General features: G+C 39.2%; 5 protein-coding genes. 1 reads left to right on the forward strand and 4 read right to left on the reverse strand.

Annotated features, from left to right (window positions below):
* Window positions 1–502 (reverse strand): CaiB/BaiF CoA transferase family protein (locus AC1DUW_RS21240; RefSeq protein ID WP_477643385.1); only part of this gene is annotated, 502 nt, incomplete at its 3' end.
* A gap of 519 nt (window positions 503–1,021) precedes the next feature.
* Here AC1DUW_RS21240 and AC1DUW_RS21245 point away from each other — a divergent pair.
* Window positions 1,022–1,963: a DHH family phosphoesterase gene (locus AC1DUW_RS21245; protein ID WP_053345036.1), complete on the forward strand. Its 942-nt coding sequence runs from the start codon at window positions 1,022–1,024 to the stop codon at window positions 1,961–1,963.
* A 388-nt stretch (window positions 1,964–2,351) separates the two neighbouring features.
* Here the strand turns inward: AC1DUW_RS21245 and AC1DUW_RS21250 are convergent, their stop codons facing one another.
* The 3 genes from AC1DUW_RS21250 to AC1DUW_RS21260 all read right to left on the reverse strand — a co-directional run.
* Window positions 2,352–3,365: an aliphatic sulfonate ABC transporter substrate-binding protein gene (locus tag AC1DUW_RS21250; RefSeq protein WP_477643386.1), complete on the reverse strand. Its 1,014-nt coding sequence runs from the start codon at window positions 3,363–3,365 to the stop codon at window positions 2,352–2,354.
* 35 nt (window positions 3,366–3,400) lie between these two features.
* Complete coding sequence (locus AC1DUW_RS21255; RefSeq protein ID WP_053345034.1) at window positions 3,401–4,159, reverse strand: ABC transporter permease; 759 nt, start codon at window positions 4,157–4,159, stop codon at window positions 3,401–3,403.
* Window positions 4,092–4,733 (reverse strand): ABC transporter ATP-binding protein (locus AC1DUW_RS21260; RefSeq protein ID WP_477643387.1); only part of this gene is annotated, 642 nt, incomplete at its 5' end. The genes AC1DUW_RS21260 and AC1DUW_RS21255, both read right to left, overlap by 68 nt.

A 4,733-nucleotide genomic window follows, 5' to 3' on the forward strand; every position in this document is an offset into this window, starting at 1 on the left:
ACGGATGGGAGTCCCATGAAAGTCGGCGCCCATCCGTTTCTCCCGTGATGCTCATCAAACCACTCATCGCTTGAATGATATAATCATAGCCAGGTAAATCTTTATAAGGGCCGGTTAAACCAAATCCTGTGATCGAGGCCATAATCAATTGGGGGTTGAATTCCTTTAATTCCTCATAACCTATCCCCATTTTTTCCAAGGTACCTGTCTTAAAGTTTTGAACCACTATATCCCCCGAAGACACCAGCTTACGGAAAATCTCTTTCCCTTTTTCAGACTTTAAATTCAAAGTCATGCTTTGCTTATTTCGATTGGCGCATAAATAGTAAGCGCTTTCTCCTTGGGCAAACGGTGGACCCCAGCCTCTCGTTTCGTCACCTGATTCATGATGCTCAATTTTAATTACATCCGCTCCCAAATCTCCGAGAATCATTGAACAAAACGGCCCCGCCAAAACACGGGATACATCGATAATCCGGACTCCATCCAAAGCTCCATTCATTTTATCACCCCTTTCTAACTGTCGGGATACACAAAAAGAGCCAGCAAAACCAACAATGTTATTACATTGAACGTTTCACTGACTCTTATCCATGGCTTGTCTTCCGGCAAAGGAAGATCAAGTGAACAAAGTCAATTTTATAAATTCTAAGTTTAAACCAAGCCGGCTTTGCAGCAAGGTAACTTGCCGTCATCGGTTTGGTAGATTAAGTATAAATCTATTAATTGAATTTTGCAATAATTTTGTTTATTACTTAATAATAGCTAATTTAATTGTCCCCCTCTCTAAACTATTTAATTATGAATTTGAAATATTGATATTCCTAACACACTCTGAAATCTCTCTATACTCATTTTATGGTGTTTGGAATTGCCTTTACACTTGTGACATGTGATGATTAGAGTACCTAATTTTATATGTAAATAAAATTCATTAGTTCATGCTTTCTTTTCTATATTAAATTTTTTTAATCTAATATTGATCTACGAGGTAATTATAGATTCAAAGGGAGATGGCAAAATGGAAAATATAAAAAACGAAATAGTCAAAGCCATCAGGAAATATTCTACTATTATCATTCACCGTCATATTAATCCGGACCCGGATGCTATAGGATCACAAGTCGGGCTACAACAACTAATTAAACATTCCTATCCCTCCAAGGAGGTTTATGTGGTAGGAGAAGAAGTAGATAGCCTGTTGTTTATTAGTAAAATGGAAGTTATCCCTGATAAAACTTACAAGGGTGCATTAGTGATCGTTTGTGATACTTCTAGCACTTCACGCATTAGTGATTCCCGATATACACATGGGGACATGTTGATTAAAATTGACCACCACCCCGAATATGAACAATTCGGTGACCTTTCTTGGGTTGACCCTTCTTATAGCTCTGCAAGTGAAATGCTTGTTGACTTATTTTTGAATTTTCAAGAGGATTTTAAAATAAACAAAGAAGCAGCTAAAGCATTTTATGCAGGGATAATTAGTGATACAGGGCGTTTCTTGAATGGAAATACTTCTCCTAGGACCTTAAAAACGGTTTCGCTCTTACGAACTTATAATTTTCAGCCAGAAAGAATCCATAACCTTCTTAATACAAAGACTAAAAATTCTTCAAGGCTTCAAAAAGATATTCTTATGAGCTTCAAAGTAACCGATAAAGGGGTAGCTTACTTTATTATGACAAAGGAACTGTTAAATAAGTATGGTGTAGACCGAGTAGAAGCTTCAAACTTAGTTAACACCCTTTCTTCTATTAAAGGAAACAAAATCTGGGTGTTCTTTATCGAATATCCGACGGAAATCCGTGTCAGAATTCGTTCAAGAAATATCCCTATCTCTTCAATTGCCCGGCAATTCAATGGAGGAGGGCATTCATTTGCTGCCGGTGCAACCATCCATTCGTGGGAAGAAGTAGATCATATTATTGAGGCCTTAAATCAAGTTTGCCCAAAGTAAGCTCTAGAGAAAAATTGCCTGCTCCTAGGTAAAGTAAAAAGCCTCAAACTATATCAGTCTAAGGCATGAAGCTCTCTCTACCATTTATCTTTTAACTGCCTTCAGCTCCACTTTACCCAGTTCATCCACTAAGAATGTTAAAATTTTCAGATTTATCATAAGAAGTTATTGGGAAATTCAAAGCAATGGTTGTTTGACTACTCTTTTGACTCATTACAAACCTCTCCGCTTGATATTCGAATTCATTTATTACTTTCATATGATTTGCAAAAACATTTTCGCATTACTATGTAAACCGAATTTAACATTCAATATTTCTCAAATCTATTAAGGCGCACAAAAAAAACGCCCAAGGCCAAAAATCGGCTGAGGCGTTTTTTTACATTTATTACTTGGATACTTCTTTAAGAATAGATAAGTCAATCATACCCTTAATATCACTGCTAGGAACATATCCCGCTTCTTTGCTTATATCAGCCATTTCCTGAATAACTTGTTCATTAACTTCCGTTGTTACTTCTAAGCGTGAAAACGCAGAGGTAACTTCTTCTTTGCTTAATTCTTTTCCAGTTAGTTTCTTTAAATGCTTAATAACTAATTCTTGGCTTTCTTCAGGATTGTTTTGGATAAAATCCACTGCTTTTTTGTGAGCTTTCAAATAAGATGCGGCGAGCCCCTTTTTATCCAAGAACTTCTGACTTGCAGCCACTACCGTGTTTGGTGAATCTTTTCCCCATGCAAACTGATCCCAGTCAAGCACTAACTTTCCCTTTGCCTGGTTTTCCAATACATATCCCCATGGTTCCTGGGTAGCTGCAGCATCGACTGATTTTTGGACAAAAAGTGCTGTTGTGTCAGCGGGTGCTGCCGCATATAACTCAACTGTTCCTCCGTTAGTAGTCGGTTTTAAGTCAACGTCTTGAAGCGCTTTTCTAAGCATGACATCCTGTGTGCTCCCTATAACAGGAATCGCTACTTTTTTACCGTCTAAATCTTTTAAATCCGTTACCTTGCTGCCCTCACTAGACACAAGAACGGCCCCGCCATTAACAGCTCCAGAAATCAGGTGGTATTCCGGGTTTTTAACGTAAAAGTTGAGTAATGGACCAGGCCCAACTGTTCCGACATCAATAGCGTTTGTAGCCATTGCTTCCATAAATAGACCACCATTAGCCACTGTTTTGGTTTCAATCTTAACATCTTCACCGAACTCTTCTTCAAAAAAGCCTTTTTCAAGTGCAATGATCGTTGCACTGTGAGTTAAGTTAGGAAAATATCCAATTTTCACAGTTTGTTTCCCAGTGCCTTTTCCCTCTTCTTTACTTGTGGATTGTGTGCATCCGCTTACTATTCCGATTAACAATACAGACATAATAAGGGCAAAAAATGATTTTCTCAGCATATTTCCCTCTCCTTTTAAACTATAATCTTATTAAACTACCGTTGATTTACTCCCCATTTCAGTTGAACATTTCGTTCTAGACGTGAGAAGACAACATTATCCACGATTGTTCCGATAATTGCGATAATGATCATTACGGAGATGACCAAATCCATTTGTCCGAGCGATCTACCCATTTCTAGCAATTGTCCAAGACCGCCGCCTCCGCCAAGTAATTCACCTGCCATCAATGCACGCCAAGAAAATGCCCATGCAATTCGCAGCCCGGATATTATTTGTGGAACAGATGCTGGTAAAATCACGGTACGTAGAAAATGAAATCCGGTCGATCCATATGTTTTGGCAACCCGTTGATACAGCTGGGGCACATTCCGGAATCCACTGGTTGCATTAACGGTCATCGTCCAAGTTGCGCCGATAGTGACGATAAAGAGAATCGAAAAATCATTCAATCCAAACCAAATTATTGCTAAAGGGAACCAAACGATACTCGGTATGGACTGTAAAGCCGTCACGACGAATCCAAGCGTATCTTCAACCAGTTTAAAGCGCCAAATGAAATATCCTAATATTAGACCTATTATAATGGCAATCGTAAAGCCGATCAGGATACGGCCAAGGCTTTTTCCGATAGCATCGGTTATTTGTCCGCTTACTAGTCCATTAAACAGAGTTTCCAACACTTGAGTCAGGCTCGGAAACATGAAATCTGGAAGACTGGAAAGTCTAGATGTGACTTCCCATATCCCCGCTATCATCGCGATGAATATGATTCGTCTTAAAGCTGTAATCATTCCCCATTTCCTCCTTCAACACTTTTTCAATTTCCTCCTGCAAGATCGATAGAACCCTTTGTTCAGTGTTCAAAGTTACACTATCTGGCATAACTCCATCTTTCATGGATGGGACGGAAATCGTCTCTTTAATTTTCCCGGGACGGGTTGCAAAGACGATAATTTTTTCAGAAAGCTGAACAGCCTCACGAATATTATGGGTAACAAAAAAGATTGTCACTTTTGTTTTTCTCCAGATTTCGAGCAGCTCTTTATGCAAGACCATCCTCGTTTGCTCATCAAGCGCAGAAAATGGCTCATCCATCAACAGAATATCCGGTTCCATAACCAGCGCTCTTGCAATGGCTACCCTCTGTTTCATGCCCCCTGAGAGCTGATGTGGATAGGAATCCACATAGCGACTGAGGTGAACCATTTTTAAAATGTCTAATGCCTTCGATTTCGCCTCTTCTTTGGGCATTTTCTTTAACTTCAATCCGTATGTAACATTTTCAAGTACCGTTAACCAAGGAAATAACCCTGCCTCTTGAAACACTACGACTCGTTCCGGTCCTGGCTTCATCACCTTTTTTCC

Source organism: Peribacillus sp. P4_C12, assembly GCF_056402095.1.

Coding starts and splice junctions, on each gene's coding strand:
- AC1DUW_RS21245 (WP_053345036.1), top strand. CDS start 1,022: ATGGAAAATATAAAAAACGAAATAGTCAAAGCCATCAGGAAATATTCT.
- AC1DUW_RS21250 (WP_477643386.1), bottom strand. CDS start 3,365: ATGCTGAGAAAATCATTTTTTGCCCTTATTATGTCTGTATTGTTAATC.
- AC1DUW_RS21255 (WP_053345034.1), bottom strand. CDS start 4,159: ATGATTACAGCTTTAAGACGAATCATATTCATCGCGATGATAGCGGGG.